At 67.8% G+C, this 26,296-nt stretch carries 28 protein-coding genes and 1 pseudogene; 15 read left to right on the top strand and 14 right to left on the bottom strand.

Going from position 1 to position 26,296, the window contains the following annotated elements; genetic code table 11:
• The first annotated feature begins 49 nt into the window (after window positions 1–49).
• Together NKH51_RS18250 and NKH51_RS18245 are read left to right on the top strand one after the other, a co-directional pair.
• Window positions 50–1,021 (top strand): nucleotidyltransferase family protein, encoded by a 972-nt coding sequence (locus NKH51_RS18250; protein ID WP_254763093.1) that lies wholly within the window; start codon window positions 50–52, stop codon window positions 1,019–1,021.
• 70 nt (window positions 1,022–1,091) lie between these two features.
• Window positions 1,092–1,790, top strand: a complete 699-nt coding sequence (locus NKH51_RS18245) for a hypothetical protein (protein WP_254763092.1) — start codon at window positions 1,092–1,094, stop codon at window positions 1,788–1,790.
• A gap of 58 nt (window positions 1,791–1,848) precedes the next feature.
• On the opposite strand, the pseudogene NKH51_RS18240 reads toward NKH51_RS18245, so the two are convergent.
• From NKH51_RS18240 to NKH51_RS18200, 9 genes and pseudogenes are all read right to left on the bottom strand, one after another.
• Window positions 1,849–1,965, bottom strand: a pseudogene (locus tag NKH51_RS18240) (diphthine--ammonia ligase); the annotation flags it as partial.
• A 68-nt stretch (window positions 1,966–2,033) separates the two neighbouring features.
• Window positions 2,034–2,774, bottom strand: coding sequence for a diphthine--ammonia ligase (locus NKH51_RS18235; protein WP_254763091.1), 741 nt, complete (start codon window positions 2,772–2,774; stop codon window positions 2,034–2,036).
• A gap of 48 nt (window positions 2,775–2,822) precedes the next feature.
• The gene (locus NKH51_RS18230) at window positions 2,823–4,142 is read right to left on the bottom strand and encodes a DUF373 family protein (RefSeq protein WP_254763090.1); all 1,320 of its coding nucleotides are present in this window, start codon (window positions 4,140–4,142) and stop codon (window positions 2,823–2,825) included.
• A gap of 106 nt (window positions 4,143–4,248) precedes the next feature.
• The gene (gene sppA / locus NKH51_RS18225) at window positions 4,249–5,244 is read right to left on the bottom strand and encodes a signal peptide peptidase SppA (RefSeq protein WP_254763089.1); all 996 of its coding nucleotides are present in this window, start codon (window positions 5,242–5,244) and stop codon (window positions 4,249–4,251) included.
• A gap of 107 nt (window positions 5,245–5,351) precedes the next feature.
• Entirely contained in the window at window positions 5,352–6,737 is a 1,386-nt protein-coding gene (locus NKH51_RS18220; protein ID WP_254765176.1) for a carboxylate--amine ligase, read from the bottom strand.
• Between the two features lie 90 nt (window positions 6,738–6,827).
• On the bottom strand, window positions 6,828–7,262 hold the full coding sequence (locus tag NKH51_RS18215; RefSeq protein ID WP_254763088.1) for a nuclear transport factor 2 family protein: 435 nt from the start codon (window positions 7,260–7,262) through the stop codon (window positions 6,828–6,830).
• A gap of 254 nt (window positions 7,263–7,516) precedes the next feature.
• Complete coding sequence (locus NKH51_RS18210) at window positions 7,517–8,398, bottom strand: coiled-coil protein (RefSeq protein WP_254763087.1); 882 nt, start codon at window positions 8,396–8,398, stop codon at window positions 7,517–7,519.
• A 308-nt stretch (window positions 8,399–8,706) separates the two neighbouring features.
• Window positions 8,707–10,638, bottom strand: a complete 1,932-nt coding sequence (locus tag NKH51_RS18205) for a glycoside hydrolase family 2 protein (protein ID WP_254763086.1) — start codon at window positions 10,636–10,638, stop codon at window positions 8,707–8,709.
• A 53-nt stretch (window positions 10,639–10,691) separates the two neighbouring features.
• Window positions 10,692–11,774: a tubulin/FtsZ family protein gene (locus NKH51_RS18200; RefSeq protein ID WP_254763085.1), complete on the bottom strand. Its 1,083-nt coding sequence runs from the start codon at window positions 11,772–11,774 to the stop codon at window positions 10,692–10,694.
• A 166-nt stretch (window positions 11,775–11,940) separates the two neighbouring features.
• On the opposite strand from NKH51_RS18200, the gene NKH51_RS18195 reads away from it, so the two are divergent.
• The 4 genes from NKH51_RS18195 (at window position 11,941) to NKH51_RS18180 (ending at window position 15,962) form a co-directional block, all read left to right on the top strand.
• Window positions 11,941–12,366, top strand: coding sequence for a DUF5791 family protein (locus NKH51_RS18195; RefSeq protein WP_254763084.1), 426 nt, complete (start codon window positions 11,941–11,943; stop codon window positions 12,364–12,366).
• An 83-nt stretch (window positions 12,367–12,449) separates the two neighbouring features.
• Complete coding sequence (locus NKH51_RS18190) at window positions 12,450–13,697, top strand: sulfite oxidase (RefSeq protein WP_254763083.1); 1,248 nt, start codon at window positions 12,450–12,452, stop codon at window positions 13,695–13,697.
• 121 nt (window positions 13,698–13,818) lie between these two features.
• Window positions 13,819–14,718: an NAD-dependent epimerase/dehydratase family protein gene (locus tag NKH51_RS18185; protein ID WP_254763082.1), complete on the top strand. Its 900-nt coding sequence runs from the start codon at window positions 13,819–13,821 to the stop codon at window positions 14,716–14,718.
• 53 nt (window positions 14,719–14,771) lie between these two features.
• Window positions 14,772–15,962 (top strand): DHH family phosphoesterase, encoded by a 1,191-nt coding sequence (locus NKH51_RS18180; protein ID WP_254763081.1) that lies wholly within the window; start codon window positions 14,772–14,774, stop codon window positions 15,960–15,962.
• 261 nt (window positions 15,963–16,223) lie between these two features.
• Here the strand turns inward: NKH51_RS18180 and NKH51_RS18175 are convergent, their stop codons facing one another.
• Complete coding sequence (locus NKH51_RS18175; protein WP_254763080.1) at window positions 16,224–16,394, bottom strand: HVO_0758 family zinc finger protein; 171 nt, start codon at window positions 16,392–16,394, stop codon at window positions 16,224–16,226.
• A gap of 174 nt (window positions 16,395–16,568) precedes the next feature.
• On the opposite strand from NKH51_RS18175, the gene NKH51_RS18170 reads away from it, so the two are divergent.
• From NKH51_RS18170 to NKH51_RS18160, 3 genes are read left to right on the top strand one after another with little or no spacing between them, the layout of a single operon-like run.
• Window positions 16,569–17,708, top strand: a complete 1,140-nt coding sequence (locus tag NKH51_RS18170) for a glycosyltransferase family protein (RefSeq protein WP_254763079.1) — start codon at window positions 16,569–16,571, stop codon at window positions 17,706–17,708.
• Between the two features lie 26 nt (window positions 17,709–17,734).
• The gene (locus NKH51_RS18165; protein ID WP_254763078.1) at window positions 17,735–18,247 is read left to right on the top strand and encodes a DUF7109 family protein; all 513 of its coding nucleotides are present in this window, start codon (window positions 17,735–17,737) and stop codon (window positions 18,245–18,247) included.
• Entirely contained in the window at window positions 18,244–18,834 is a 591-nt protein-coding gene (locus NKH51_RS18160) for an NUDIX hydrolase (protein ID WP_254763077.1), read from the top strand. Before NKH51_RS18165 ends, NKH51_RS18160 begins: the two co-directional genes overlap by 4 nt.
• 4 nt (window positions 18,835–18,838) lie before the next feature.
• On the opposite strand, the gene NKH51_RS18155 is transcribed toward NKH51_RS18160, so the two are convergent.
• The 3 genes from NKH51_RS18155 to NKH51_RS18145 all read right to left on the bottom strand — a co-directional run bounded on the left by NKH51_RS18155 (window position 18,839) and on the right by NKH51_RS18145 (window position 20,241).
• On the bottom strand, window positions 18,839–19,327 hold the full coding sequence (locus tag NKH51_RS18155; RefSeq protein ID WP_254763076.1) for a PIN domain-containing protein: 489 nt from the start codon (window positions 19,325–19,327) through the stop codon (window positions 18,839–18,841).
• Window positions 19,327–19,620, bottom strand: a complete 294-nt coding sequence (locus NKH51_RS18150; RefSeq protein WP_254763075.1) for a UPF0175 family protein — start codon at window positions 19,618–19,620, stop codon at window positions 19,327–19,329. Before NKH51_RS18150 ends, NKH51_RS18155 begins: the two co-directional genes overlap by 1 nt.
• 150 nt (window positions 19,621–19,770) lie before the next feature.
• Window positions 19,771–20,241 carry an MGMT family protein gene (locus NKH51_RS18145; protein WP_254763074.1) on the bottom strand — a complete coding sequence of 157 codons (471 nt, stop codon included), beginning with the start codon at window positions 20,239–20,241 and terminating at the stop codon, window positions 19,771–19,773.
• A gap of 111 nt (window positions 20,242–20,352) precedes the next feature.
• Here NKH51_RS18145 and trpC point away from each other — a divergent pair, with 111 nt between their 5' ends.
• The 4 genes from trpC to NKH51_RS18125 are packed head-to-tail and all read left to right on the top strand — an operon-like array spanning window position 20,353 to window position 24,108.
• Window positions 20,353–21,153, top strand: a complete 801-nt coding sequence (trpC, locus tag NKH51_RS18140; RefSeq protein WP_254763073.1) for an indole-3-glycerol phosphate synthase — start codon at window positions 20,353–20,355, stop codon at window positions 21,151–21,153.
• 25 nt (window positions 21,154–21,178) lie between these two features.
• Window positions 21,179–22,438, top strand: coding sequence for a tryptophan synthase subunit beta (trpB, locus tag NKH51_RS18135; protein WP_254763072.1), 1,260 nt, complete (start codon window positions 21,179–21,181; stop codon window positions 22,436–22,438).
• A complete protein-coding gene (gene trpA / locus NKH51_RS18130; RefSeq protein ID WP_254763071.1) occupies window positions 22,435–23,289 on the top strand; it encodes a tryptophan synthase subunit alpha in 855 nt (284 codons plus the stop codon). The genes trpB and trpA overlap by 4 nt, the downstream gene beginning before the upstream one ends.
• A 24-nt stretch (window positions 23,290–23,313) precedes the next feature.
• Entirely contained in the window at window positions 23,314–24,108 is a 795-nt protein-coding gene (locus NKH51_RS18125; protein WP_254763070.1) for a 2-amino-3,7-dideoxy-D-threo-hept-6-ulosonate synthase, read from the top strand.
• A gap of 66 nt (window positions 24,109–24,174) precedes the next feature.
• Here the strand turns inward: NKH51_RS18125 and NKH51_RS18120 are convergent, their stop codons facing one another.
• A complete protein-coding gene (locus NKH51_RS18120; RefSeq protein ID WP_254763069.1) occupies window positions 24,175–25,131 on the bottom strand; it encodes a cation diffusion facilitator family transporter in 957 nt (318 codons plus the stop codon).
• Between the two features lie 167 nt (window positions 25,132–25,298).
• On the opposite strand from NKH51_RS18120, the gene NKH51_RS18115 reads away from it, so the two are divergent.
• The gene (locus tag NKH51_RS18115; RefSeq protein ID WP_254763068.1) at window positions 25,299–25,871 is read left to right on the top strand and encodes a SprT-like domain-containing protein; all 573 of its coding nucleotides are present in this window, start codon (window positions 25,299–25,301) and stop codon (window positions 25,869–25,871) included.
• A gap of 88 nt (window positions 25,872–25,959) precedes the next feature.
• Window positions 25,960–26,295 carry a hypothetical protein gene (locus NKH51_RS18110; protein WP_254763067.1) on the top strand — a complete coding sequence of 112 codons (336 nt, stop codon included), beginning with the start codon at window positions 25,960–25,962 and terminating at the stop codon, window positions 26,293–26,295.
• Window position 26,296: the final 1 nt, after the last annotated feature.

The raw sequence follows: 26,296 nt of genomic DNA, 5'->3' as shown, positions 1-26,296 counted from the left end.
GGCTGTTGAAAGGGTAAGTGACTTACACCCTGCTGGCGAACAGCGGCCCATGAAGGCCGTCGTCCTTGCAGGCGGGTACGCGACGCGTATGTGGCCGATCACCAAACATCGGCCCAAGATGTTCCTCCCGATCGGCGAGTCGACCGTCATCGATCGTATCTTCGCGGAACTCGAGTCCGACGATCGGATCGACACGGTCTACGTCAGCACGAACGAGCGGTTCGCTCCCGACTTCGAGGCCCACCTCGCCGACAGCGAGTTCGACAAGCCCCAGCTCTCGGTCGAGGAGACGACCGAGGAAGACGACAAGTTCGGCGTCGTCGGCGCGCTCGCCCAGTTGATCGACCGGGAGAGCGTCGACGACGACCTGCTGGTCATCGCCGGCGACAACCTGATCAGTTTCGCCGTCTCCGACTTTCTCGACTACTTCGATGCCCACGGCGCGCCCACGCTCGCCGCCTACGACGTCGGCTCCCGCGAGAAGGCCAAATCCTACGGGCTGGTCGACCTCGAGGGCGACCGCGTCGTCGACTTTCAGGAGAAACCCGACGATCCCAAGAGCACGCTCGTCTCGATCGCCTGCTACGCGTTCCCGCAGGAGTCGCTGGATCTGCTCCCGACCTATCTCGAGGACGGCAACAACCCCGACGAGCCGGGCTGGTTCGTCCAGTGGCTCCAGAACCGCGAGGACACCTACGCCTACACCTTCGAGGGCGCGTGGTTCGACATCGGCACCCCGGAGAGCTACCTCGACGCCGTCGCCTGGCACTTGGACGGCGAGTCGCTGGTCGCCGACTCCGCGACGCTAGAAGACGCCACGGTCGGCGAGAACGTCCACGTCATGGCCGACGCCACCCTCGAGGGGACCGACCTCGAGCACACGGTCATCTTCCCGGACGCGACGGTCCGCAACGGCGACATCCGCCGCTCGATCATCGATCAGGGCACCCACATCGAGAACCTCGACCTCGCGGGGGCGCTCATCGGTGCCCATACGACGATCACGAACGGCGCGGAGTAGCCCTCGGTAGTCGTCTCGAGCGAGGCGACACAGCTATGGGTCTTCCGTGTGATGCGTGGGGACGACGCACATGCACCCCGATCCGGCCGTTCGAGCGGTACTCGAGCCCTACGCCGACGGCGTTCCCTACGAGGACCTCGCGACGGACTTTCGCGAGTTCCGGCGCTGGACCGGTGACGACCCCCTGTTACTGATCGCCGAGGCCGCCGCCGCGTCGACCGGCCAGCGGTTCGTCGACGGCATCAAACCGGCCGTCGAACGGTTTCGCGACGCCTTCCTCGAGACCGATCGGGTCGATTCGTTCGCGGCCCTCGCCGAGGTCGATCTCGAGGACGACGACCTCGTCGAAGCGCTCGGCGCGCAGCGCAAGCGACAGGTCCTCCTCGAGATCGCCCGCGTGCTCGCGGACCGATCGGCCGACGACGACCTGACTGCGCTCGTCGACTGGGCCGCGACGGCGGACCACTACCGGTACGACGAGAACCCGATCGGGACGATTTCGGGCGTCGGCCCGTCGACGTTCCAGTATCTGCGCCAGCTGGCCGGCGTCGAGACCGTCACGCCGGACCCGACGATCGAGCGGCTTCTCGAGGCCGTCGCCGCCGACCTCGAGTCGTCGCCGATCGATACCGCGACCGACCGGCTGACGATCGCCTCCTGTGAGTGGCTGGCGTTCGTCGCCGGCTACACCCCACTCGAACTCGATCGAATCGCGTGGTGGACGTACACCGACCCCGAGGAGCGCGAGGCGACCCTCGAGGCGTGGTGAATGACCCGCAGCCAACGCTGGCGAGCCGAAACACCGCCGGTCGAACGATCAGTCTAAGCGCGTCCGTGATCCGCAACCGGCCGCGCGTCCCCTCCCACTCGGTCTCGTACTCGAGATCGACCCGCCGGTCCATGTGCGGGCCGTCCACCACGAACGTCTCGGAACCACCTTTTTCGCTCGGGTTCGCTCCCCTCACCCCTCGCGCAATAATCTGGACCAAAAACAGCCGCTCGTTCGCTCCGCTCACTCGCGGTGCGACCGTACTGCAGTCGCGTCCGTGATCCGCAACCGGCCGCGCGTCCCCTCCCACTCGGTCTCGTACTCGAGGTCGATCCGCTGATCCATGTGCGGGCCGTCCACCACGAACGTCTCGAACTCGCCGCCTTCGCCGAGGATGTGGACGCCGTACTCCTCGTTGAGCGCCTCGAGATCGGCGATCGCCTCGCGATCGAGCGTCCGGCCCAGCCACGACTCGTCTAACCCGTGGGCCGCGACCTGGATGATTTCGATCTCGAAGCCGGCCTCGAGCATCGCGTCGGCCAGTTCCCGCGGATCCTCCTGCCACAGCGGGGCGAAGAGGTCACAACCAAGACGGTCGCACATCCCCCGAATCCGGCTCGTCTGGTACTCGCTCTCGACGGCGCCCGCCGTCACACCCGCGATACCGCCCGGCAGGTCGCGCTCGAGGGCCTCGAGCGCGGCCTCGAGCGGCTCGAGTTCGTCGTCGCCCTGTGCGCTCGAGTCGGTCGCCGCGCCGGCCTCGAAGTCGTCCGGTTCGACGTCGACGAGGTCGATCCCGATGCTTTCGGCCGCCAGCGCGGCCAGTTCCGTCGCCGGGACGTGGTACATGTACGAGTCGCCCGCAGGGTGGACCGTAACGAGCCGTTCGACCGGCAGGCCGCGCTCGAGGGCCTGATACAGCGCCCACGAGGAGTCCTTGCCACCGGAGAAGAGGCTGACCCACGCGCCGTCTGCGTCACTCATGGTCGGAGGTAGACCGGCGCGGGTAAAGGGATACCGAGTCCGGTCGGCTCAGCGGGTCCGGTCCCGCGAGGAGTTCGGATTCGCGTTCGCGTCGGCCCCGCCATCGGTGAGTTCCGGGTCGGTCCGATCCAGTCCGCGCTCGGGCTCGGCGGTCGCGTCGGCCGGCCCCGCGGACTCAAGGGCGGCGTCGGAGCCGCCCCCACCGTCCGCGTGATCGGCGTCCGAGCCGCCGTCACCACGCTCTGCGTCCTCGCTCGAGTCGCTGAAGATCGACGCGATCCGCGCGCCGACGAGGCTCACGACGATGGCGGTGACGACGAACACCGCGAGCCGCTGGCCGGCGCCCATCACGAACCGCTCGTTCGAGACGACGCCGAGTTCGGCCGCCGGGACGACGAACGGCTCGATCACGTCCTGTTGCTCGAGGAAGTACGCGGAGAAGCCGCGGATCACCAGCCCGACGGCCAGGACGATAAACGGCAGGTTGAGAAAGGAGGTGCGAATCGGCTCCTCGCTGATCACTTCGTCGAGCAATCGGCCGGCGCTGGCGGTCAGCGCGGCCATCGCGAGCCAGGGGACGCTGTCGAAGGCGAACTGCGTCGCCGGGATGACGACCCCTGGCGTGTCGCCGAGGTTCGAGACGCCGAGCGCGCCGACGAACAGCCCGATGAACGTCAGTCCGGCCGCGACCACGTACGTCACGACAGACACCTGCCCGGAGTACAGCGATTCTCGTGTCTGGTGGGCCAGGCGCGTCAGGAGTTCGTCGACGTTGAACCCCTTGTAGAGCAAGAAGAGGCCGATGACGGTGGTGATCGCGGCAGCGCCCTTCGCCGGGCCGACGGTGGTCGCCAGCATCGGGAAAACCAGCAGCGTCAGCCCGATCGGCACGAGGACGGTCTGGCGAAGTTCCTCGTCGGCCAGGAACTGTTTGAGCAGGTAGTAGGTGGACTCGATGTCGCGGGCCTGTCGGACGACGACTCGGTCCACGGAGTCGACACGGACCCGGCTCTCGACGATCGGAATCAGCCGCTCGTCCTCCGCGCTGTCGGTCACCACGACGGCCGACTCCGGGTCGTAGTCGGCGATGAGGTCGTCGAGCTGTTCGGCGACCGCGCGGTCGGCCGACACCATCGACTCCCGGTCACCCGAGACGACCGCGACGACGACCTCCTCGTTCTCGTCGCGTAAGTTCTGTGCGACGCGCAGCGACTCGAGCAAGGTGTTTACGCCCGAGTCCTCCGGATCCGCGAGGCCGACGTCGGTCACGAGCGCGCGGACTGCCTCCCAGCCGACGACCGGCGAGCGCAGACCGGTCTTGCGGCCCACGTCGTCGGTCCGGTCGAGGCAGACGACCAGCGTTGTCACGGATAGGCGTTGGGTTCCGTGCGACGATAAAACCACTTACTCGTTCGAGACAGTCTGGCGCGCTCGGCGGTCGCGTGGCCGCCGGCGAACGCGGCCGATCGGCGATTCAACTCCGCAGCCGGAAGCCGCGCCCGTCGCCGAGGCCGGCGATGCCGGCCCCGAACGCGTACGCCACCTGCTGGGCACCCGCGCCGACGCGAGCCATCAGCGGCCGTTCGGGCTCGAACTCCTCGACGGTCACCGCGTCGGTGTCGAGGCGATCGGCGAGTTCGTCCTCGATCTCTCGACGGGTGCCGAGGTGGTCGACGAGTTCCATGTCGTAGGCCTCCTCGCCGAGGTAGATCCGCGCCTCGGTATCTCGGACGAACTCCGGCTCTAAGTCGCGGCCGTCGCTGACGCGCTCGACGAAGGTGTCGTAGTAGTCGTCGATCAGCCCCTGCAGGTACGCGCGCTCGTCTTCGTCTAGTTCCTTGAGCGAGTTGCCGGCGTCTTTGTACTCGCCGGCCGCGAATCGCTCGTAGGAGAGCCCCACTTTCTCGGCGAGGCCGCTGGCGTTGATCCGCGAGCCGATGACGCCGATCGAGCCGACGATGGAGCCCTCGCGGGCCCAGAGTTCGTCGCAGCCGCTCGCGATCCAGTAGCCGCCACTGGCACAGACGTCGGTCGTGTACGCGACCGTCGGTCCGTCGAACCGCTGGGCCGCCAGCCGGATGTCGTCGCTTGGCACGACCTCGCCGCCGGGCGTGTTGAGTTTCAAGAGGAGCGCCCGGACGTTCCCGTCGTCGTTCGCGCGCTCGATCTGGGCGACGATGTCGTCGGCCGGCGTCGACCCCGGACCCGACGGGAATCGACCGCCGCCGCCGTCGCGGGTGATCGGTCCCTCGACGGCGACCTCTGCGACGTCGTAGCCCGGAAACAGCGAGCCGGCGGCGTTGCCCGCGAATCGCACGCCGACGAGGGCGACCGCCAGCGCGAAGAGCACGCCCAGTAGGTCCGCCAGCGTCGTCGGGAAGAGGACGAACAGGACGACGCCGACGGCCGCGAACGCGAGCCCGCCGGCGACGACGATCACGAGTCGGCCGATACCCTCGCTACTGACCACGGCTGCCACCTCGAGTCGGAAGCATATCCGTATCTGGAAGCGGTTCCCGTTAAGCGTTGGCGGTTACCGGCCGCGTTGCCGGGAGCCGACGCCGGCCGACGCTACGGCTACCGCGAGTCGGATCGGTCCCCGCCGTCGGTCTGGGCCGATCGCGTCGGGTCGCCGTCCGCGGCCAGATCCGCGTCGCTCGATTTCGCGCCGTCTTCGGGCGCGCGTTCGCGTTCGGCGTCGGCCTCGGCCGCGGTATCGAACTCGGTGCCGACGGTCCCGCTCGTGGTGACCGACCGATCCGTCGCCGTACTCCGGAGCCACGCCCGCACGAGGTTGACGCCGTCCTGGAAGAACGGCACCGGATCGTCGGGGACCGCGTAATCGAACCGCGGATGGCGGACGAGCGACGCGGCGACATCGCGCGCGGCCTCGTCCAGCGACGGCCGCTCGACGAGCGGATACTCCTTGGTCGCGACGCTGTGGAGGTAGCTGAGTTCGCCCCGCAACAGGTGACCGCCCATCCCTACCTCGTAGGTCGGATCCGACGGGAGTGCCTCGCCGGTCGCTAACTGCCAGTAGTAGTAGGGGAAATCCGCGCCCGCGCGGACCGAGAACGGCAGCGACGACCAAAAGCGCGGGTTGATCTCCATCAGCTTGAACTCGCCGTCGGCAGGGTCGCGCAGGAACTCGACCATCGCAAGCCCGTGCCACTCGAGTTCGCCGAGCAGGGCACGTCCGGCGTCCTCGAGTTCCGGGATGGAGACCGACTCCCGGTAGGCGCTGGGGCCGCCGCAGTACTCCCAGCCCCGGCGCTGGCAGTGCTGGAAGGTCGCGACCGGGTCGCCGCGATCGTAGAGGGCGAAGAAACCGAACTCCCTCGAGTCGGGGATCCGTTCCTGAACGAGCGGCACGTGGCCACGGGTCTCGACCTCCGTCGTCGTATCCGGCCGCGTACCCGGCCGCTGGTACTCGGTGGAACCGATCTCGGCGCGGTCGAACGTCGGCCCGAGATAGGCCGGGGCGGCGACGGTGTAGCGCGGCTTCACGATCGTCTCGCGGTCCCAGTCGTCCCACTCGTCGAGGCGGGCGGTTTCGGGAGCCTCGACGCCGGCGGCGGCGGCGGCGTCGAAGAGTTCGACTCGGTCCTGGACGCGTCGGAGAGTCTCGAAATCGGGCCACGGCGTCGCGACCTCGTCGGCGAAGTCGTCTTTCCGGTCCGCGAGGACGTAGACGTCCTCCTCCCGGACGGGGATGATCGTTTCGACGTCCGGGCGTTCGGCCAGCGAGAGCAACGCGTCGCCGTACGCGGGGAGATCAATCTCCGGATCCGGGAGGGAAACGAACTCGTCGCGATGCGAGGAGGCGGCCGCCGGCGTCGACCGTGACTCGGAGCCGACGATGGTACGGACGCCGCGCGGTCGAAGGGAGCGGAGACAGGCGACGGTACTCGGCGCGTCGATCCCCGGCACGACCACGCTTGCGTCGTCCCTGGAGCGTTTCATGACCGACTGGAGTGGATCTGGTTCCATTGTTATAGATCGAATACTGCGCGCCGTGGGTTCCCGCTCCGGATTGGCCGGGGGTACGCCGCGTTAGGCATCGAATACTTGATTTTCGATCGCGGTATCCCTGTAGGCCGTACAGCCGGCTATCCGGCCGTCACGCAGGTCGAACACGTGAGCGAACGCGATATCGAAGTTCCTACCGTCGGCCGTGCCGACGTATGCTCCCTCTACCACTACGGTGTCGCCCGCATCGACGAATCGCTCCGGAAGCGCCTGTACGTGATCGGACCGTTCGCCCGGTGTCGCGACGACGTTCTCGAGGACGGCGTCGATCCCCACGTAGGTCCGATCGGCTCGGTCGCCGGTCGTCGCGTCCGTCCAGGTCGCGTCGTCGGTCAACAGCGCCGCCATCTCGTCGAGTTCACTGCGGTCGGTCACGACGTGGTTGAACGCCGCGTAGAACTCGGTGAGTCGTTCTCGAGCGGTCGGGCTCTCGACCGACCGACGTTCGTTCGATTTCATTGCTCTGCTAGGTCGCGTCGATCACGCGTACGGACAAAATAGCGCCCTCGGTTCACAGGCGATGAGAACGGATTCGAGACTGTCACGAGAGGTGAACCCTCAGCCGACCGTGACCGACGGCGCTGAGAGCGCGCTCGAGGCGGGGATCGGCCAGGACGCCGACGCGTCGCTTCCCTCACTCCCGACAGGCAGCGCTACACGCCCGCTTTCGAATCCCGAATATCGGGAGAAAAGACGCGGTAGACGAAATCGACTTACAGCAGTCCCGTCTTCTGGAGCTTCATCAGGTCCTCGGTGTCCAAGGTCTCGCCTTCCTTGAACTTCTGATAGATCTCTTCGGCCTCTTCTTTGGCCTCCTCTTTCTTCTTGTCGCGCTCGGACTTGCGCTCCTCTTCTTCTTTCTTGTCCAGTTCGCGCAGGCGCTTCTGGACGCGGACGAAGTCCTCGTGGTGGCGGTCGGCGGCCTCCTGGGCCTCGACGAACTTCTCGTGCATCTCGTCGGCCTCGTCGCGGATGTCGTCGGCCTCGCGGTAGGCCTCGATCATCTGGTTGTGGTGTTCCTGGGCCTTGTCCGCCAGTTCAGTCACCTTCTGGTGGTGCTGGGAGGCCTCCGAGCGCACTTCCTCGGCTTCCTCGACGAGTTCCTCTAAATCCTCGTTCTGATCGAGCTTCTGTTTGCGCTCCTCGTACTCCTCGCGCTTGCTCTCGATCTTCTCGATGAGCTCCTTTTCCTCCTCGCTCGAGAGGACCTCGGTCTGCTGTTTGAACTCGAGGTCTTCGATCTCGGATTCGAGCTCTTCGAGGTCCTTGCCCTCGTCGAGCTCCATGTCCGACTTGAGCTGCTCGACCTTGTCGAACAGCTCGTTGGCCTCGGCGTTGAGCTCGTTGCGGCTCTCCTTGTGCTCTTGGACCTGCTCGTTTAACTCGTCGCGTTTCTCGCGGTGTTCCTGGGCTTCGTCGACCTTCTCGCGAGTCTTCGCGTTGAGGTCGTCGCGTTTAGAAGCCCGCTCGGAAGCCATCTGGTTCAGCTCGTTGCGCCGGTCTCGCAGTTGACCGGCCATCTTGATGAGCTGTCCTTTCGATTTGTTTTCTAGGTCGTCCTCTGTCAGTTCGATGTTCTTCGATTCGTCTACCATGTTACTCAAACCTCTGTGCCATACCCGCACCGGGGAGCCGACTGGAGGCCGTACGGATCTCTCGCTACTGAGTGAGAGAACCCGATCGACAGCCGTCCGGCCGCTCGAAGCGGCTGCTCACGATCTGCGAAACCTCGGTGAATAAGATTTCCTGTCATCGATCGTCGAGCGATACGCGCCCCGGTGGCGTTCTGGTACCCGCAACTACTGTCCCTTGTAATTTAAATGTACCGGTCGCCAAACCCCTGAAACCGGTTAGCAGGGCCCTCCTCGTGCCATGTTGGAGTGTGGCACACACTGCGCGACGCTTATAAATGGTATCGGTTACGAATCCGCCGATCGTCGATCCCGACCTCGAGGTCGACCCGCTCGGCGTCGCCCGGAATCCGCGCCGAGCCGGCGTCGGCCGTCTCGAACGGCTCGACGCTGACCCGCTCGGTGTCCGTGTTCTCACCGGCACGCCAGCCGACGATCGCCTCGAGGGCCTCGTCGGTGTCGTTACAGAGCGTAATGGCGACCGTCCCGGACCGGGCGGGACCGTCGAGAACGGCCTGTACTGGCTCGAACGACTGGGCGATCGCCTCGGCGGCGAGTTTCGGCTCGCCGTCGACGGCGTGGACGCCCATCCCGCCGCCCGGCGCGCTGTCCCGGATCGCCGATGCCGCGAGGAGCCCACAGCCCCGTCGGCGGAGCCCCTCGGCGACCGTCTTCAGCGTTCGCGCCTGTTCGCGCTGTGAGCCCTCGGCGTCAGTCGCCCGGCGCTCGAGCAGGGCCGCGTCGAGCCCCGCCACGTCCGCCGGATCGGCGTCGTCGTCCGCGAGCGAGCCAGCACCGAACCAGCCGACGCGATCGCCCAGCGAGGGATAAGTCTCGAGCAGCCAGTCGATGTCGTCTGCCGCGAGGTACTGCCAACCGAGCGCGAGGTGGGCGGCCTCCGCACCGGTCCCCGGCGCGCCGATCGTCGCCACGACGGGCCGGTCGTCGGGGAACGAGTCGGCGAGCCCCTGCGCGGGGCCGTCGTCGACCGACGTGCGCCACGCGCGATAGCGAAAGCGCAGTCTCGAGAGGAGACCGCTCCCGAGTGGCTCCGCGAACGGATCGGTGGGTCGGTCCTGGACGCCGTACATCGCGAGACTCGGGTGGCGGCCGTACTCCTCGGCGAGCGCGGCCGCCAGTTCGGTCCCTCGCTCGACCGGCAGGTCGGGACCGACGGCGGGCAGATCCTGCCAGACGAGCAGGCCCGCCTCGTCGCAGGCCTCGTAGAGGTCGTGCGGCGGCACGTGCGCGTGGGTTCGGAGGATCGTCGCGTTGGCTTCGACCGCCCGATCGACGTCCTCGCGCGGGTCGCCGCCGGGGAGCCGCGCGAACCCGCGGGGTCGGACGCGGCGGCCGTTGACCAGCAGGCCGTCCTCGTCGCACTCGATCTCCCGGAGGCCGACGGTCCGCTCGAGCGCGTCGCCGCCGAGTTTCGCCTGGATCGTATAGCGGCTCTGGGGCCCGTGCTCGCGGGGCCACCACAGCGACGGCTTCCGGATCGGAATCGTCTTTGTCACCGTCGTCCGCTCGCCCGCCGCGGCCACGACCGGTACGCGCTCCATCGTGGCACCCCCGCGGAACCCCTCGGGTCGGACCGACAGCGTCACCGCGTCGTCGACCGCCCGTCCGGCGTCGATCTCGAGCGTCACGTCGATCGCGGCGCCTGCGCCGTCGGTGGTCGCGTTCCCCGCGGTTGCGTCGGGTCCGTTCGGGCTCGAGGACGCCTCGGCGTCCCCGTTCGGGTTCGCACCCAGCCGTGGTCGCGCCTCGAAACGCCGGACGAACGTCGCGGGCCGGGACTCGAGTTCGACGCCCCACCAGATGGCGGGCGTTCCGAAATGGTCGGGCACCGCGTCGGTGCCGTAGATCCCGTCGAATGCATCGGGGCGTTCGCAGACGATCACCAGTTCGTTCTCGGGGTCGGGCTCGACCTCGAGCCGAAGGGGAACGAAATGGGGCTCGTGGGTCGTCAGTTCCGTCCCGTTCAGCCAGATCGTCGCGCGGTCGTAGGCCCCGCGGAGCTCGAGCAGCGCGCGCTCGCTCGGATCGCTCCGGGGGTCGGCGAAGGTCGTTCGATAGGCGATCGGGCCCTCGTCGGCGAACGCCGCGGGCCGCCCGGGAACCGACACCGACCGCCACTCCTCGACGGCGGGCGGGCCGTCGCCGCGGTCCGTGACGACGCCACCGGTCCACTCCTCGGTCATTGTCACTGTGAGCGAACCGAGGGTAAAAAGCCCTTCCGACGTTTCAGACGGCGCTAAAAGAGGTTCTCGAGGCGGTCGTCTTCGAACGCCGCCGCGTGGTCCGTCGATTCGTCCTCCTGGGCCTCCTTGGCTTCTCGGGCGCGTTCCATGAACGCCTGGACGCGATCGGAGCGCTCCGCGCCGCCGAGCAACACCAGCGCGCCCAGTCGGTCGCTGTCGAGCGGGAAGTCCCCGCCCCGGACCTGCATGCTCCCGGTCTCGTCCTCGAGCCAGCGGCGGGCTTTCTCGACGCCCTTGCGGGGGATCGTCTCGGGTTTGCCGGCGATGACCAGCAGCGCCGAGTCAGCCGTCGTCGCCTCGGGCAGACTCGTCCCGGTCAGCAGGGCCTGTCTCGCGACGGTCATCGCGGTGGTGATGTTCTCCGCGCTGTCCTCGCTCGCGACAGCGGTCGCGTAGCCAAGCGCCGCGACGCCGCCCGCCCGGAGGGTGTTGATGACCTCGCTCGAGTCCACGACGCTCTCGCCGACGCCCTCGACGGCCTCACCGGAAGCGAACAGCAGGCCGACCCGCTTCGCGATGCGGTCGTTGATCGTCTCGAAGGCACCCTCGACGCTTTCGCCCTGTTCGTGCCACGAGTCGTTGTCGATCAGCAGCGTCGCGTCGGCCTCGCGAAGCAGGGTCTTCAGCGAGCGGCCCGCGTTGGCCTGGTAGAGCGCGCCCTCGTTGCGACCCGGCAGGACGCCGAGCGCGTAGACCGGGACGTCGTAGACCCGCTGGAGGTGGTGGACGAGAACGGGCGCGCCGCCGCTGCCGGTGCCGCCGCCGAGGCCGGCGACGACGAAGATGGCCTCCGCTTTCGACGTTACGCGGCCGTCGAGCGAGCCCAGTACCTGTTCGATATCCGACTGCATCACTTCGGTTCCGAGTTCGTTATCGCCGCCGACGCCGTGGCCGTTGACGCGATCGGCACCGATCAACTGCGTGTCGACGTACTGTAGAGACTGGAGGTCGGGTTCGGCGGAGTTGACGGCCAGCGCACCTTGGACGGCCCCGAAGCCCATGTCCGCGTCGAACCGGGCGAGCCGTTCGGTGATCTTGCCGCCGGCCTGACCGACTCCGATCAGGGCTACTTTCATATCACTCTCCTGTAAGTGAGACCTGTTGAACGTTCCGGTGAACCGAGCCCGGATGTGGCTCGCTCGAGCGGGCGGCGGTTCGGCGGGCTTCGAAGACCGGCCGGAAGCCACGCGAGAATCGGCGGGGTTCACAATACCTTTCTGCCGGATTCTCCTCACTCCGGGTATGTTCTACGAACAACGGATGACCGTCCCCGACTCGCCGGCCGACCTCCGGGCCGAGTACGAGGACGACCTCGCAGCGATCGTCGACGACCGCGGGCCTGCCACCGTCGCAGCCGACACCGACCTCGAGGAGGCGACCCTCGAGGCGCTCGCCGCGGGCGACTCGCCCGAGTTGACGCTCGAGGCGGCCGCCGAGATCCAGGCGCTCGCGGAGGGGACGCCCGATGCAGAGACGATCGTCACGATGGCGCTCGAGCACCTGCTGTTGGGGATGTCGACGGCCGTACTCGACGTCGACGCGGTCGAGAGCGACCTCGCGATCGAGATGGACGCAAAGGAGATCCAGCAGAAGATCGAGGGAAGAGCGCCGATGTCGTTCGCGGAGTTCGTCCATATCCAGTACGTGATCGCGGACGGCGCGCCGTAGCCGCGCTCGGTTCCGGCGTGCGCTGGCGTGTCGATTGCTACCTCGCCACAGGGATTTATCGCCCTCGGTGGTGTCCGACCGCCATGTCGAACTCGACGCGCAGCGAGAACCGGCAACGGGAGGTCGACGAGATCGTAGAGCGCAAACCCGGCACCGAGGCCGTCACCGATCTCGAGGATCGGTATCGGGTCGTCGGTGCCGCCGACCGGGAAACGTACGCGAACTGGCTCACGCCGATCGAGGAACACTACGTCTGTCACCGCAACGAGACGCTCGATCCCGCGGCCGCGGAGTGGACCGTCTCGCTTGGCGGCGCGGTCGACCGCGAGGCCGACCTAGGGATGGCCGACATTCGCGAGGAGTATCCGACGGTCGCGGTCGCGCACACGATGGAGTGTGCCGGCAACGGGCGGGGCTACTTCGACCCCGAGACGGGTAGCGTCCAGTGGGAGTACGGAGCCGTCAGCACCGCGATCTGGACCGGCGCGCCGCTGCGGTCGATCCTGGCCGATCACGGCGCGGCGACCGACGACGGAACGTGGCTCACCGCGGTCGGCGGCGATCACCCCGAGGTCGAGGGCGAGAACGACCTGTTCGCCCGCTCGATCCCGATGGCGAAGGTCCTCGAGGACTGCATCCTCGCCTACGAGATGAACGGCGAACCGCTCCCACCCGAACACGGCCACCCCGTCCGGCTGCTCGTTCCTGGCTGGTACGGCGTCAACAGCGTCAAGTGGCTCGCCGAACTCCACGTCGCGGAGACGATGGTCCACGGCCCCGAGTGGGCGGACCGCGACGGCGACGATTACACCCAGTGGCAACAGTCGGCCTACCGGATCCACCCCGAAGGCGTCGAGCCCGACTCGCACGCGACGGTGTCGACGTTCGACACCTGGGACCAGCTCGAGGGCGACGGGATCGACCACCCCTACACCTTCGACGAGAACGTCAAGTCGACCATCGGGCGGCCCGCCGACGGCGCAACCATCTCGCCGCGCGCGGACGGCACGCTCGAGGTCGTCGGCGTCGCCTGGGCGGGCGACGACGCGGTGATCGACATCGAGATATCGACCGACGGCGGCGACAGTTGGGACGACGGCGAGTTCTTCGGGCCGAACTACGACTGCGCCTGGCGGCTGTTCCGCTACGAGTGGGTGCCCTCGCCGGGCACCTACACGCTCCTCTCGCGGGCGACCGACGAGCGCGGCCGCCGCCAGCCCCTGCGGATCGCCGGCCCCGACGAGGACGCCGACGACGAGTACCCGTGGAACGAGGGCGGCTACGCCGAGAACGCCGTTTTGCCTCACTCGGTCGAAGTCACCGTCGAGTGACCGGGGCCGTTCGCGGCCGGCTCGAGGTGCCGAGTTGAAATACGCAGAGAATACGGGGAGAGACGATCGAAAAAGCGCCCTCGAGCGGTGAAATTATGTACGACCGACCACGAGGCGAAGTATGAAGGTTGCAATTCTGGGGTGTGGGCACGTCGGCCTCGAGCTGGGTCGACAGCTCGCCGAGCGGGGCCACGAGCCGATCGGCGTTCGCCGCTCCGATGACGGCATCGCACGGATCGAGGAGGCCGGCTTCGAGGCGGAGCAAGCAGATATCACCGACCGTGAGGCGCTCGCGTCGGTCCCCGATGTCGACGCGATCGTCTTCGCGGCCAGCAGCGGCGGTCGGGGGGCCGAGGCCGCCCGCGAGGTGTACGTCGAGGGGCTGCGGACGGCGATCGAGGCCTTCGGTGAGCGCGACGAGCCGCCCGAACGGCTGGTCTACACCTCCTCGACGGGCGTCCACGGCGATCACGACGGCGACTGGGTCGACGAGGAGACGCCGCTCGAGCCCGCCACCGAGAAGACCGAAGTGCTCGCCAAGGCCGAGCGGATCGCGCTCGAGTTGCCCACCGAGTACGGCTACGAGGGGACTGTCGCCCGGTACGCCGGGCTCTACGGCCCCGGCCGGTACCGGCTCGAGCGCTATCTCGAAGGTCCCGTCACCGAAGGCTACCTGAACATGGTTCACCGGGACGACGCCGCGGGCGCTGTCCGCTACCTGCTCACGGAGGACCTCGCGCGCGGCGAAACGGTGCAGGTGGTCGACGACGAACCCGCCTCGAAGTGGGCGTTCGCGGACTGGCTGGCCGACGAGTGCGGCGTCGAGCGACCGGCGAAGCGGACGAAAGAAGAACGGCTCGCCGACGGGGATCTCTCGGAGGCGAGCCGCCGGCGGATCCTGACGAGCAAGCGCTGTTCGAACGAGAAGCTTCGCGGGCTGGGCTACGAGTTCGTCTACCCGACGTTCCGCGAGGGATACCGCGCCGCGATCGAACGCTACCGCGACGAGTCGGCCGACTGACGGGACCGGACGCTATGGGGAAAATTCTTGGTGGTTCGATTTGATTTGCTGATATGAGCCTTCGGAGCGCCTCGAGAGGGGCCGCGTTCGCCGGAGCGGACCCACTGGCAGCCGGGTCGGTCGGCGACTCGTTGCGCTCCCTCGAGCCGCTCGTCCTCTCCTTGCTCGTCCTCGCCGTCGTCGGCCTCGTTCTGGGCGGCTGGTGGGCGATCCGCTGGTTCCGCCGTCCACCCGGCGTCCGGCTCCAGCGGGTACTGGCCGCCCACGACGAGGTGACGGTGCTGATGCATCCCAACCCCGACCCAGACGCCATGTCGTGTGCGATGGGGGTCGCGGCGATCGCCGACTCGGTCGGCACCGAGGCGACCCTGCAGTTCTCCGGCGAGATCCGCCACCAGGAGAACCGCGCGTTCCGGACCGTCCTCGATCTGGACCTCGAGTCCGTCGAGGCGAGCTCCCAACTCGACGCCGACGCGGTGGTGCTGGTCGATCACAACACGCCGCGGGGCTTTACCGGCGCCCAGACCGTCGAACCGGTGGCGGTCGTCGACCACCATCCGGGCAACGGGGCGGGGACGAAGTTCACCGACGTCCGGACCGACTACGGCGCGGCGTCGACGATTATTGTCGAGTATCTCGACGACATCGGCGCGACGATGGCGGACGAAGACGACCCGAGCGACTTCGAGATTTCGCCGGAGCTGGCGACGGGGCTGCTCTACGGCATCCAGTCGGACACGAACCACCTGACGAACGGCTGCTCGCGGGCCGAGTTCGACGCCTGCGCCGCGCTCTTTTCTGGGATCGACGAAGACCTGCTCGACCGAATCGCCAACCCGCAGGTCAGCGACGACGTGTTGCAGGTCAAGGCGACGGCGATCACCCAAAAGCGCGTCGAGGGCCCGTTCGCCGTCTGCGATGTCGGCGAGATCGGCAACGTCGACGCGATTCCCCAGGCCGCGGACGAACTCATGCACTTAGAGGGCGTGACGGCGGTCGTCGTCTACGGCGAGAACGACGGGACGCTCCACCTCTCCGGCCGGTCGCGCGACGACCGAGTCCATATGGGCGAGACGCTGCGCCACGCGATCAGCGACATCCCGATGGCCAGCGCGGGCGGCCACGCGCGGATGGGCGGTGGCCAGCTCTCGGTCGACCACATGCGCGGGATCGGCCCCTCAGACGGGATCAGCCTCGAGGAGTTCGAGGAGCGGCTCTTCGCGGCGATGGCCGGCGAGCGCTAGCGGCCGGGTCGCGACGTAGCGTCGCCGGGCCGGCGGTCTCGAGGTCGGCGAACCGATCACGAGGACCACGCTCACGGTCTCATCTGGAACGGGCGCCGACAAGAGAGGGCGGATCGGTCGACGGCTCGACCGCCAACGCGACGGGGATGGAGCGTCGCCGGTCGGTCGCGACGGCACACGAACGGATCGCGACCGCGTTCGACCGGTCGAGCCTGAACCGCGGCACCCACCACGGGATCAGTCCGAACGAGGTAATCGGCCCTATCGGATCTCCTTCCATTCGGCTCCGCAGTTCGGACAGATGCGGACCGTTTTGATCTCGTCGGGGTCGTTCTCGGTCTTCAGCGGCTTCTCGCAGTCGCCACAGACGAGCCGATCGTAGGTGTCCTTGTCGAGTTCACCCTCCCGAAGTGCCTTCCGGACTGATTTCATGTGCAGCCTGTAGGAAGGAGGGGGTGAAAAAGACCGGTGCTTTATCGAGTCTCGAGTCGACCCCCGCGATCGGTGACGCTCCCGACGACTCGACGGGGAGCGAGGCGGACCGGACGACCGGCCTATCTGGCCGGAGCCGTGGCCGTTTTACCGGTCCGGCCGAACACCCTACCGATGGAGTACGTTCAGGAGCGAATCGCGACGCTCCACGCGTTCGGCGACGGCGACCGGGCGAGCGGCGACCTCGCCCGCGAAGCCGCCGCCGCGGTCGCCGAGACGGCCGTCGTCGTCCCGATGACCGCCCGGGAGTACGAGAGCCCCGCCGCCGAGCGCGTCCTCCGCGAACTCGAGGCCCTCGATCCCGCGCCGGCCGCCGTATTCGTCCCCGTCCGCGCTGCCCCCGACGAGATCGGGCCGTTCCGCGAGTGGCTCGAGTCGTTCGCACTGCCGAGCCGCGTCCTCTGGTGTAATTCGCCGGGCGTCGACGCCGTCCTCGCCGAGGCCGGTCTAGGCGGCGAGTTCGGAAAGGGACGGGACGTCTGGCTCGCGCTCGGACCGGCCGCCGACGTCGCCGAGACCGTCGTCGTCCACGACGCCGACGCCCGGAGCTACGAAGGCGGTCACGTCCACCGGCTGCTCGCGCCGCTGACGATGGACTACGAGTTCTCGAAGGGATACTACGCCCGCGTCGAGCGTGGCCGGCTCTACGGCCGGCTCTTTCGGCTGTTCTACGCGCCGCTCGTCAGAGCGGTCGCCGACGCCCACGACGCGCCGATCGTCAACTACCTCGACGCGTTCCGCTACGCGCTGGCCGGCGAGTTCGCCGCGAGCGCCGGGCTCGCACGCCGACTGCGCGCACCCCGCGCGTGGGGGCTCGAGGTCGGCACCCTCGGCGACGCCTACGAGATCGCCGGCTTCGGCGGGACCGCGCAGGTCGATCTGGGCCGCCACGAGCACGACCACCGCGCGGTCGCCGGCGACGCCGGCCTCGAGGGGATGAGCCGCGAGGTCGCCGCCGCGCTCCTGCGGGTCCTCGAGGAGGGAGGGGTCAGCCCCGACTACGAGACCCTGCCCGAGCGCTACCGGGCAGTCGGCGAGGAACTGATCGACGGCTACCGGGCCGACGCGGCGTTCAACGGCCTCGAGTACGACCCTGCAAGCGAGCGCGACCAGCTCGCGCGCTACGCCGAATCGATCGCGCCGCCGGGGCCCGACACGCGGCTCCCCCGGTGGACCGAGGCCCCGTTCACGCCGGCCGACGTGCTGGCGGTGGCCAGACCTTGGCGCGAGCAGCGGGTTGGCTCGCAAGACTAATCCCACCACCGGCCGTTGAACCGGGTATGGACGCGACCGCCGACGAACTCGCCGGCGTGGTCGACCTCTTCGGGGGGTTGACCCGCGCGGAACTCGAGCGGGCGCTCGCCGAGGCGGCCTACCGCGCCGACGGGCAGTCCCTCGACGACGAGGCGCTCGAAGGCGCGATCGAGACGGCCCTCGAGTCGTTCGCCCTCGTCCGGTACGATCCCGAACGCGGGAGCGATGCGGCCGCCGACGGCGCGGGAGCGGACGGAGCGGAACCGCTGCTGGTCGCCGGTCCGACGGCGTTTCCCGCGGTGCCCGACCACGCCGAAGACGTGCCACACATCCTCGACGTCCAGCGGCGACGGCTCGACCGCGAGGCGTTGGGCGAGGCGGCCCGCGAGCGCTTCGTCGCGGCCGCCGAGGACGCCGTCGCGGCCGGCGACGCGGACCGAATTCGGACCCTCCTCGATATCAGCTACGACCTCGAGGCGTGGGCCCCGGTCGACTGCACCGACGAACGGACGCGGCTGGAGGACGCGCTCGAGGAATGACGCGGAGGCTGTCTCTGGACCCGGTCGCGGACTACGAGCCGACCGAAATCGGCGATCAGGAGTACGACGCGGCCGTCCTCGCGCCGATCGTCGACCGCGACGGCGAGGACCACCTGCTGTTTACCCGCCGGGCCGACCACCTCGGCGAACACCCCGGGCAGATGAGCTTCCCCGGCGGCGGGGCCGAACCGGTCGACGAGACGATCCTCGACACCGCGCTCCGGGAGGCCAACGAGGAGATCGGCCTCGAGCCGAGCGAGGCCGAGGTCGTCGGCCAACTCGACGACATCCGGACGGTCACCGAGTACGCCGTCACGCCCTTCGTCGCCCACATCCCCGACCGGGAGTACGTCCGCGAGGAGAGCGAGGTCGCCGAGATCGTCGTCCTCCCGCTGTCGGGGCTGCTCGACCCCGACAACTACGAGTACGAGCGCCGCTCGCATCCCTACTACGGCGAGATCGTCATCCACTACTTCCACGTGAACGACTACACCGTCTGGGGGGCAACCGGCCGGATTCTGGTCCAGTTGCTCGAGTTGGCGACCGAGTTCGAAGCGCCCGAGAAGGTGGATCGCTCGGACTTTTGATCGGTCACTCACCGAGTTCTCGGAGTTTTCGTTGGACCTGGGTGTACACCTTCGGATGCAGGTTCATCCCTTCGTCGACGAGGTCGTAGAGGATATCGTTCGCCGTAGCCGAAGTGATCGTTCCGTCTTTCGTACACTTCAACAACAGCGTCGTCACCCACCAGGACTCGATATCGTGGCTTCGGGCCACTTCGATCAAGCCCTTATCGTTAGCCAACAGAATCGCTTCCTCGTCATCAGCTGCCAAAATCACCGACGCGTCCGCGGGTGCGATCCCCTCCAGCGACGCCACTTCTTCGGCTTCGCGTGGGGTTTCGAGAACGGAAACGTCTTCGAGAAAGTCGTCGAGTACCGCAGTGCCGCGCTTTCCCGCAGTAAGCACTTCCTCCGCTACCGCTTCGGTCGTCCGTACCTCGTCGAACGTGGCCGTCACGAGATCGAGACGGCCGACCCACGCGAGCGGAATCAGCGCGGATGAATCTACGACGACCATCAGATTCGGTCGAGATCGCGTTCGAGATCTTCGGTCGTGTACCCGATATCGATCCCTTCCTCGGCGGCGAGCGTGAGTATCTCGACGTACGACACGTCAGCGATTTCCGCCGCCTTTCGGAGGGTAGTGTTGTGTGCTCGGAGTTCCTCGAGCGCCTTTTCGGTCCGCCAGTCCGATAATCCCTGTCGGATGAGACGACGGAGAACCTCGGACCGGTCGGCGCTCAGTTCCCTCTCGAGTTCGGACAGCGCTGCCTCGTCGTCCTCCGGGATCCGGGTCGTGACCGTCTTCATCGTTACGCTGCACTATGTTACGATACGCAATAGATGTAACGGGGTGCAAATCGAGTGCAGTAACCGCCATCGCGAGTGGATCGACACAGGGCGTTCGTTGCGGCCCACCGGAATCCATTCTTATCTGAGACGTTCCGCCGAGTTGATGGACTACAGCCCCTCGAGCGACCGCAACTTCTGTTCGACGTCCGGCGGCGCGGCGCTGGGGCCGTCGCGCACGCGGTGGTCCGGCACCAGCAGCGGGGCCGGGTTCTCGTCGAGCGCGGTGCGGACGAGGATGATGTCGTCGTCGTCCTCGTGGTCGAGACCGGACGTCATCCGTGCGAGCGTCTCGACGGTGACCTGATCGCCGTAGGGAATCTCGCGGACACGCTCGAGGACGGCCCGCTGGTCGGTGGGCATGGTCATCGCGACCTGCACGTCGTCGAAGTCGACGGGCTCGAGGCCGTCGAGATACTCGAAGATCCGATCGAGGACGGGGTGGTCGTCCTCGGCGCCGTCGTCAGGGATCTCGGGGAAGGAAACGCTCAGAATCCGCCCGCTGGCGGCACCGAGCTGGACGTACCGGTCGAGGTACGGTGACTCCCGCGCATAGATCCCAGCCTCCGTAACGTCCTCCATACGCTGGCGTTAGTGATCCGGGCTTGAATAGCCGCCGGTCCGTCCTCGGACTGCCCCATGTGTCGCCATGACGCAAGCCTTATGTACATATGAGTACGTCGATGTACAATAATGAACTCCGATACGGAGCTCGCTCCCGCGGTCCGATCGATACTCGAGGCCGCGCGGGAGCGGTCGGGCGGCGACGGCGTCGTCGACGTGGACGCGCGGTCGTTACCCGACGCACTGGCGGCGGCGGACGCCGACGGACGGGTCCCGGTGATCGCCGAGGTAAAGCCGACGAGTCCGACGGCCGACGGGACGCGGGCCGACGATCCTGTCGAACTGGCCGAGGCGATGGTCGCGGGCGGCGCGACGGCGATCTCGGTGCTCACGGAGCCGACTCACTTCGGCGGCTCGCCCGAGGCGCTGGCCCGCGTTCGCGAGGCCGTCGACGTTCCCGTCCTTCGAAAGGACTTCGTCCTCGACGAAGCGGGGATGGACGTGATCGAAGCCGACCTCCTACTGCTGATCGTCCGGTTCGTCGACGATCTCGAGGGACTGATCGCCGCGGCCCGCGAGCGCGGATTCCAGCCGCTCGTGGAGGTCCACGACCGCGGTGAACTCGAGACGGCGCTCGAGGCAGGCGCGGAGATCATCGGCGTGAACAACCGCGATCTGGCGAAACTCGAGGTCGACCTCGAAACCTTCGAGTCGGTCGCTCCCGAGGTACCGGACGACGTAACGCTGATCGCCGAGAGCGGGATCTCGTCGCCGGCCGACGTGCAACGGATGCGCGCGGCGGGTGCCGACGCCTTGCTGGTCGGCAGCGCCATCATGGACCACGGCGCGGGCGACAGCGACGTGACCGAGAACACGCGTCGGCTCGTGCGGGCGGAATCGACCGACGCGAGGGAGACGGAGCAGACATGAGCGAACACGACGGAGACATCCAGACATGAGCACGGAACGCGAACGCGACGACCACGATTCCGGAGGGACGTTCGGCGACTACGGCGGCCAGTACGTTCCCGAGGCGCTGATGCCGGCCCTACAGGAACTCGAGGACGCCTACGAGCGGTACGTCCTCGAGAACGAGGACGGCTTCATGGACGAGTTCCGCGAGCGGATGCACGATTTCGGCGGGCGGCCGACGCCGCTCCAGCGCGCGGATCGGTTGAGCGAGCGCTACGACCGCGAGATCTACCTCAAGCGCGAGGACCTCGTCCACGGCGGCGCGCACAAACTCAACAACGCGCTCGGACAGGTGTTGCTCGCCAAGTACATGGGCAAAGAGCGGATCATCGCCGAGACCGGCGCCGGCCAGCACGGCACTGCGACCGCGATGGCCGCGGCCCACCTCGATATGCCCTGCGAGATCTACATGGGTCGGACTGACGTCAACCGCCAGCGGCCCAACGTCTATCGGATGCGGATGAACGGAGCGGAGGTGAACCCGGTCGAGGCTGGCAGCGGCACGTTGAAGGAGGCGATCAACGAGACGATGCGTGACTGGGCGACCACCGTCGAGCGGACCCACTACGTCATCGGCTCGGTCGTCGGCCCGCACCCGTTCCCGCAGATGGTCCGGGACTTCCAATCCGTCATCGGCGACGAGATCCGCGAGCAGGTCCAGGAGAAGGCCGGCCGCCTGCCTGATAGCGTCGTCGCCTGCGCGGGCGGCGGCTCGAATACGATGGGCACCTTCCACGCGTTCGTCCCCGACAGCGAGGTCGATCTCTATGCGGTCGAAGCCGGCGGCTCGAGTCTCGAGATCGACGAGGCGTCCGGAGTCGCGCCGAACTCGGCGACGCTCTCGACGGGCACCGACGGCGTCCTCCACGGCGCGATGACCAAGCTCCTCCAGAGCGGGGACGGCCAGATCATGGAGTCACACAGCGTCAGCGCGGGGCTCGACTACGCCGGCGTCGGTCCCGAGCTCTCGCATCTCGTCGACACCGGCCGCGTAACGCCCGCGAGCGTCGACGACGAGGACGCGCTCAACGGCTTCCACCGGCTCTCCCGGCTCGAGGGGATCATCCCGGCGCTCGAGTCGAGTCACGCCCTCGGCTATCTCGAAAAGCGCTACGAGGACCTCGGCGAACTCGTCGTCGTCAACGTCTCCGGGCGCGGCGACAAGGACTTAGAGACGGTGCTCGAGGAAACGGAGAAACGCGATCTCGCGGCCGCACCGGAGGTCGAGGTGTTCGACGGATGACCGATGGCTCAGAGTCGTACGACAGCGACGTCGAGGCTGCCATCCGCGAGAACCACCCCGCGCTGATCACCTACATCACGGCGGGCGACCGCTCGCTCGAGGACACGAAAGCCTACGTCGAGGCCCTCGACCGCGGCGGCTCGGACCTGATCGAACTCGGCCTCCCCTTCTCGGAACCGATCGCCGAGGGGCCGACGATTCAGGCGGCGATCAACCGCGCGCTCGAGGCCGGAACGACCCCTCAGGGATTCTTCGAACTGGTCGACGACCTCGAGACCGAGGCGCCGCTGCTGGTGATGACGTATTACAACATGATTCTCCAATATGGATCGGAGCCCGACGTTCGACCCTTCGTCGAACGCGCCGCCGAGGCCGGCCTCGCGGGGATCATCGTCCCCGACTTACCCGCCGAGGAGGCCGACCCGCTGCGACGGGCCTGCGACGACCACGGGCTCGACCTCGTCTTCATCATCGCGCCGACGACCGAAGGTGAACGCCTCGAGGCCATCATGTCGCAGGTCTCGGGCTTCGCCTACGTTCAGGCTCGCCTCGGAACGACGGGGGCGCGCGCGAACGTCTCGACGGCGACCCACGACAGCCTCGCGCGCCTGTCGGAGTACGACGTGCCCAAGGCCGTCGGTTTCGGCGTCAGCGAGGGCGACCATGCCGCCGAGATCGTCGAGGCCGGCGCGGACGGCGTTATCGTCGGCAGCGCGCTCGTGGATATAATCGCCTCGAGCGAGACGCCCGACGCGGCGGTCGACGAACTCGAGGCCACGGCCCGCGAACTCAAACGCGGCGCGCGCCGCGGGGCGGGCGAGGAAGATGCACCGGAACCAGAACAGCCATAACGACAAGCTTGCTACACTCCCGCAATGACCACCGGAATCGACGCACGACTCGAGCGAATCGGGACAGACGGATCGTACGTGATCGTCCCAATGGACCACGGCATCACGATGGGTGCCGTCCAGGGGCTGAAAGACATCGAATCGACCATCGACGGCGTGACCAGCGGCGGGGCCGACGCGGTCCTCACGCAGAAGGGGATCGCGCCCCGCGTCCACGAGAACAAGAACGGGAAGGGCTACATCGTCCACCTCAACGGCTCGACGACGATTGGCCCCGACGAGAACGACAAGCGCGTGACCGGCACCGTCGAGGAGGCGATTCGGGTCGGCGCCGACGCCGTCTCGTTCCACATCAACGTCGGCTCGGACCACGAGCCAGACCAGCTCACGCAGCTCTCCGAGGTCACCGAGACAGCCGAACGGTTCGGGATGCCGGTCCTGGCGATGGCCTACGCTCGCGGTCCCGGCGTCGACCCCGAGGACCCCGAGGCGCTCGGTCACGCGGTCCGACTCGCCGAGGAACTGGGCGCTGATATCGTCAAAACGGGCTACAGCGGCGACGCCGACAGCTTCCAACACGTCGTCGAGTCGACCCGACTGCCGGTTGTCATCGCCGGCGGCTCGAAGGGCACCGACCGCGAGACCATCGAGATGGTCCGCGGCGTGATGGACGCTGGCGGCGCCGGTGTCTCGATGGGCCGGTCGATCTTCCAGCACGACGACCCGGAAGCCATCGCGCGAGCGGTCGCCGGCGTCGTCCACCACGACCTCTCGACCGACGACGCGCTGGCCGAAGCCGGGCTGGCGCTCGAGGCCTGAATTCTCCGTTTCGTTCTCTGTTTCTCGCGATCTAGCAGCGCGTCGATCGACGCCTCGGAGCGCCGCTCAGTGGCAATGCGTATCGAGGTGCACGTCGCGGTCGGCGTAGCCCGGCCCGAGTTCCACTGTCGCGTGATCGACACCGTGGCTCGCCAGTTCGTCGTGGACGCGTCGCAGGACTTCCTCAGCCTCCGCCATCGTCTCGACTCCCGTCTCGACGTGCATCGTCGCGACCGTGATCTGGCTACAGATCTGCCACGCGTGGAAGTCGTCGACGCGGTCGACACCCTCGATCTCGCTTACGTGGGCGCGGATCTCGTCGCTCTCGAGGGGCGTCCTGAGGAAGAAGATCTCGCCGCTGCCGCGCAACACCCGCACCGCGGACCAGGCCACGACGGCGGCGATCAGCGCCGCCGTGATCGGGTCGATGACGCGGATGCCGGTCACGTCGATGACGAGCACGGAGACGATGACGGCGACCGAGCCGCCGGCGTCGCCCAACAGGTGATAGAACGCGCCTCGCTCGTTGAGGCTCATCGCGTCGCCGTGGAGGACGACCACCGAGACGACGTTGACCGCGAGCCCGCCAAGCGCGATCGCGATCGTCGGCCCGGTGCCGATGGCTACGGGCTCGAGGAATCGCTGGTAGGACTCCCAGACGATGAAGCCGACCATCGGCAGGAGCAACAGACCGTTGAGGAAGGCGGCGAACGGCTCGAGGCGGTGGAGGCCGTACGACCAGCGCTCGCCCTCGCCGTAGCGTTCGGCGACGTAGGAGGCGGTGAAGGCCATCACGTACGCGAGCGCGTCGAACAGCATGTGGACGGCGTCGCTGATAAGCGCGACCGATCCGAACGCCAGCCCGCCCGCGAGTTCGACGACGAAGCCGACGACGTTGATCAGCGAGACGGCGGCGAGCTTGCGGCTGCTCGTCGAGCCGCCGCCGTGACCGTGGCCGCCGTGGTCGTGATCGTGGCCCTCGTGCGAGCCGTCGTGAGTATGCGCCGACTCGTTGTGACTCATCCGTGTCCGAACTCGGCACGTCGTGATTATTAATTCGGCTGCTATTAGACGGCGGTTAGACTAGCAACCTTCACAAATAATTCGGGCTGAGTTAATAATCCACGTGGCCCGCGGCCGGCTCGGTCGTCACCGGAAGAACTTCGGTCGCGGTCTCCCTTCTCGAGCCCGTGAGCGACGGCGAGGAGTACACGCTGGCCGACGAAATCGTCGCCCGCGCGCGGATCCACGCCCGTGAGGTCGTCGACGAGCACGGGCTGGCGGTCGATCTCGAGAGCCTCGAGTGGGAGGTCTCGACGCGGGCGCGCCGCCGTGCGGGGGCGTGTCGCTGGCACGCCGACCGCGAGGTGGCGACGATCGTGCTCGCCCGACGGGCCTACGAGCGATACGAGTGGCCGACGTTCGCGGGCGTCGTCCGCCACGAACTCGTCCACGCCTGGGAGTTCCAGCGGTTCGGCGAGTCCGGCCACGGGGACCGGTTTCGCGAGCGGGCCGCGGCGCTCGAGGCGCCCCGGTACTGCGAGGAGTTTTCCGAGCCGCGGTACGTCCTCCGGTGTCTCGCGCCCGACTGTGACTGGCGGGCGAAGCGCCACCGCGCGTCGAAGCCGGTGAAAGCGCCCGGCGAGTACCGCTGTGGGGTCTGCGGCGAGTCCTACGAGGTCGAGCACGCGGCCAGCGGGCGAACGTGGACGACGGCAGGCGGCTACGGCGGCGCGAAGGCGGCACTCGAGGAGGAGTTGTGAGGAGCGCGGAGAAGATATCGGACCAGATCGGAGAGAACGAAACCGATATCGTGGCTGCGCTCGAGGACTCGATCGGAGATCGGGGCCGATGGACGACTATCACTATCTGGCGCGCAACGAGTACGACGGCGAGCACGCGAACAACCCGTATCAGGTCATCTACACGCCGGGCTCTCAGTTCGGCGACTTCGAGTTCGTCGAGGGTGCGATGCACAGCGAGTACGCCATCGGGCTGTCGGCGGCGGCGATCGTAGGCTCCGAGCGGTGGCGCGAGCACCTCCGCCGAGCGGACTGCGAGTGGCTCGTGTCGTATCTGCGGCGGATCGCCGACGGAGAGGAGATCCCGACCGACGAGTTGCTGACGGCGCGCGACCGGCACCGAGCCCGACGGATGGGCGATCGCGGTACCGAGCCGAACGAGTGAC

Source organism: Natrinema marinum (assembly GCF_024296685.1).
GTDB classification, from domain to species: Archaea; Halobacteriota; Halobacteria; order Halobacteriales; family Natrialbaceae; genus Natrinema; species Natrinema marinum.
Note: the sequence above shows the minus strand (reverse complement) of the source record. Positions and strands in the feature narration are given on the sequence as shown.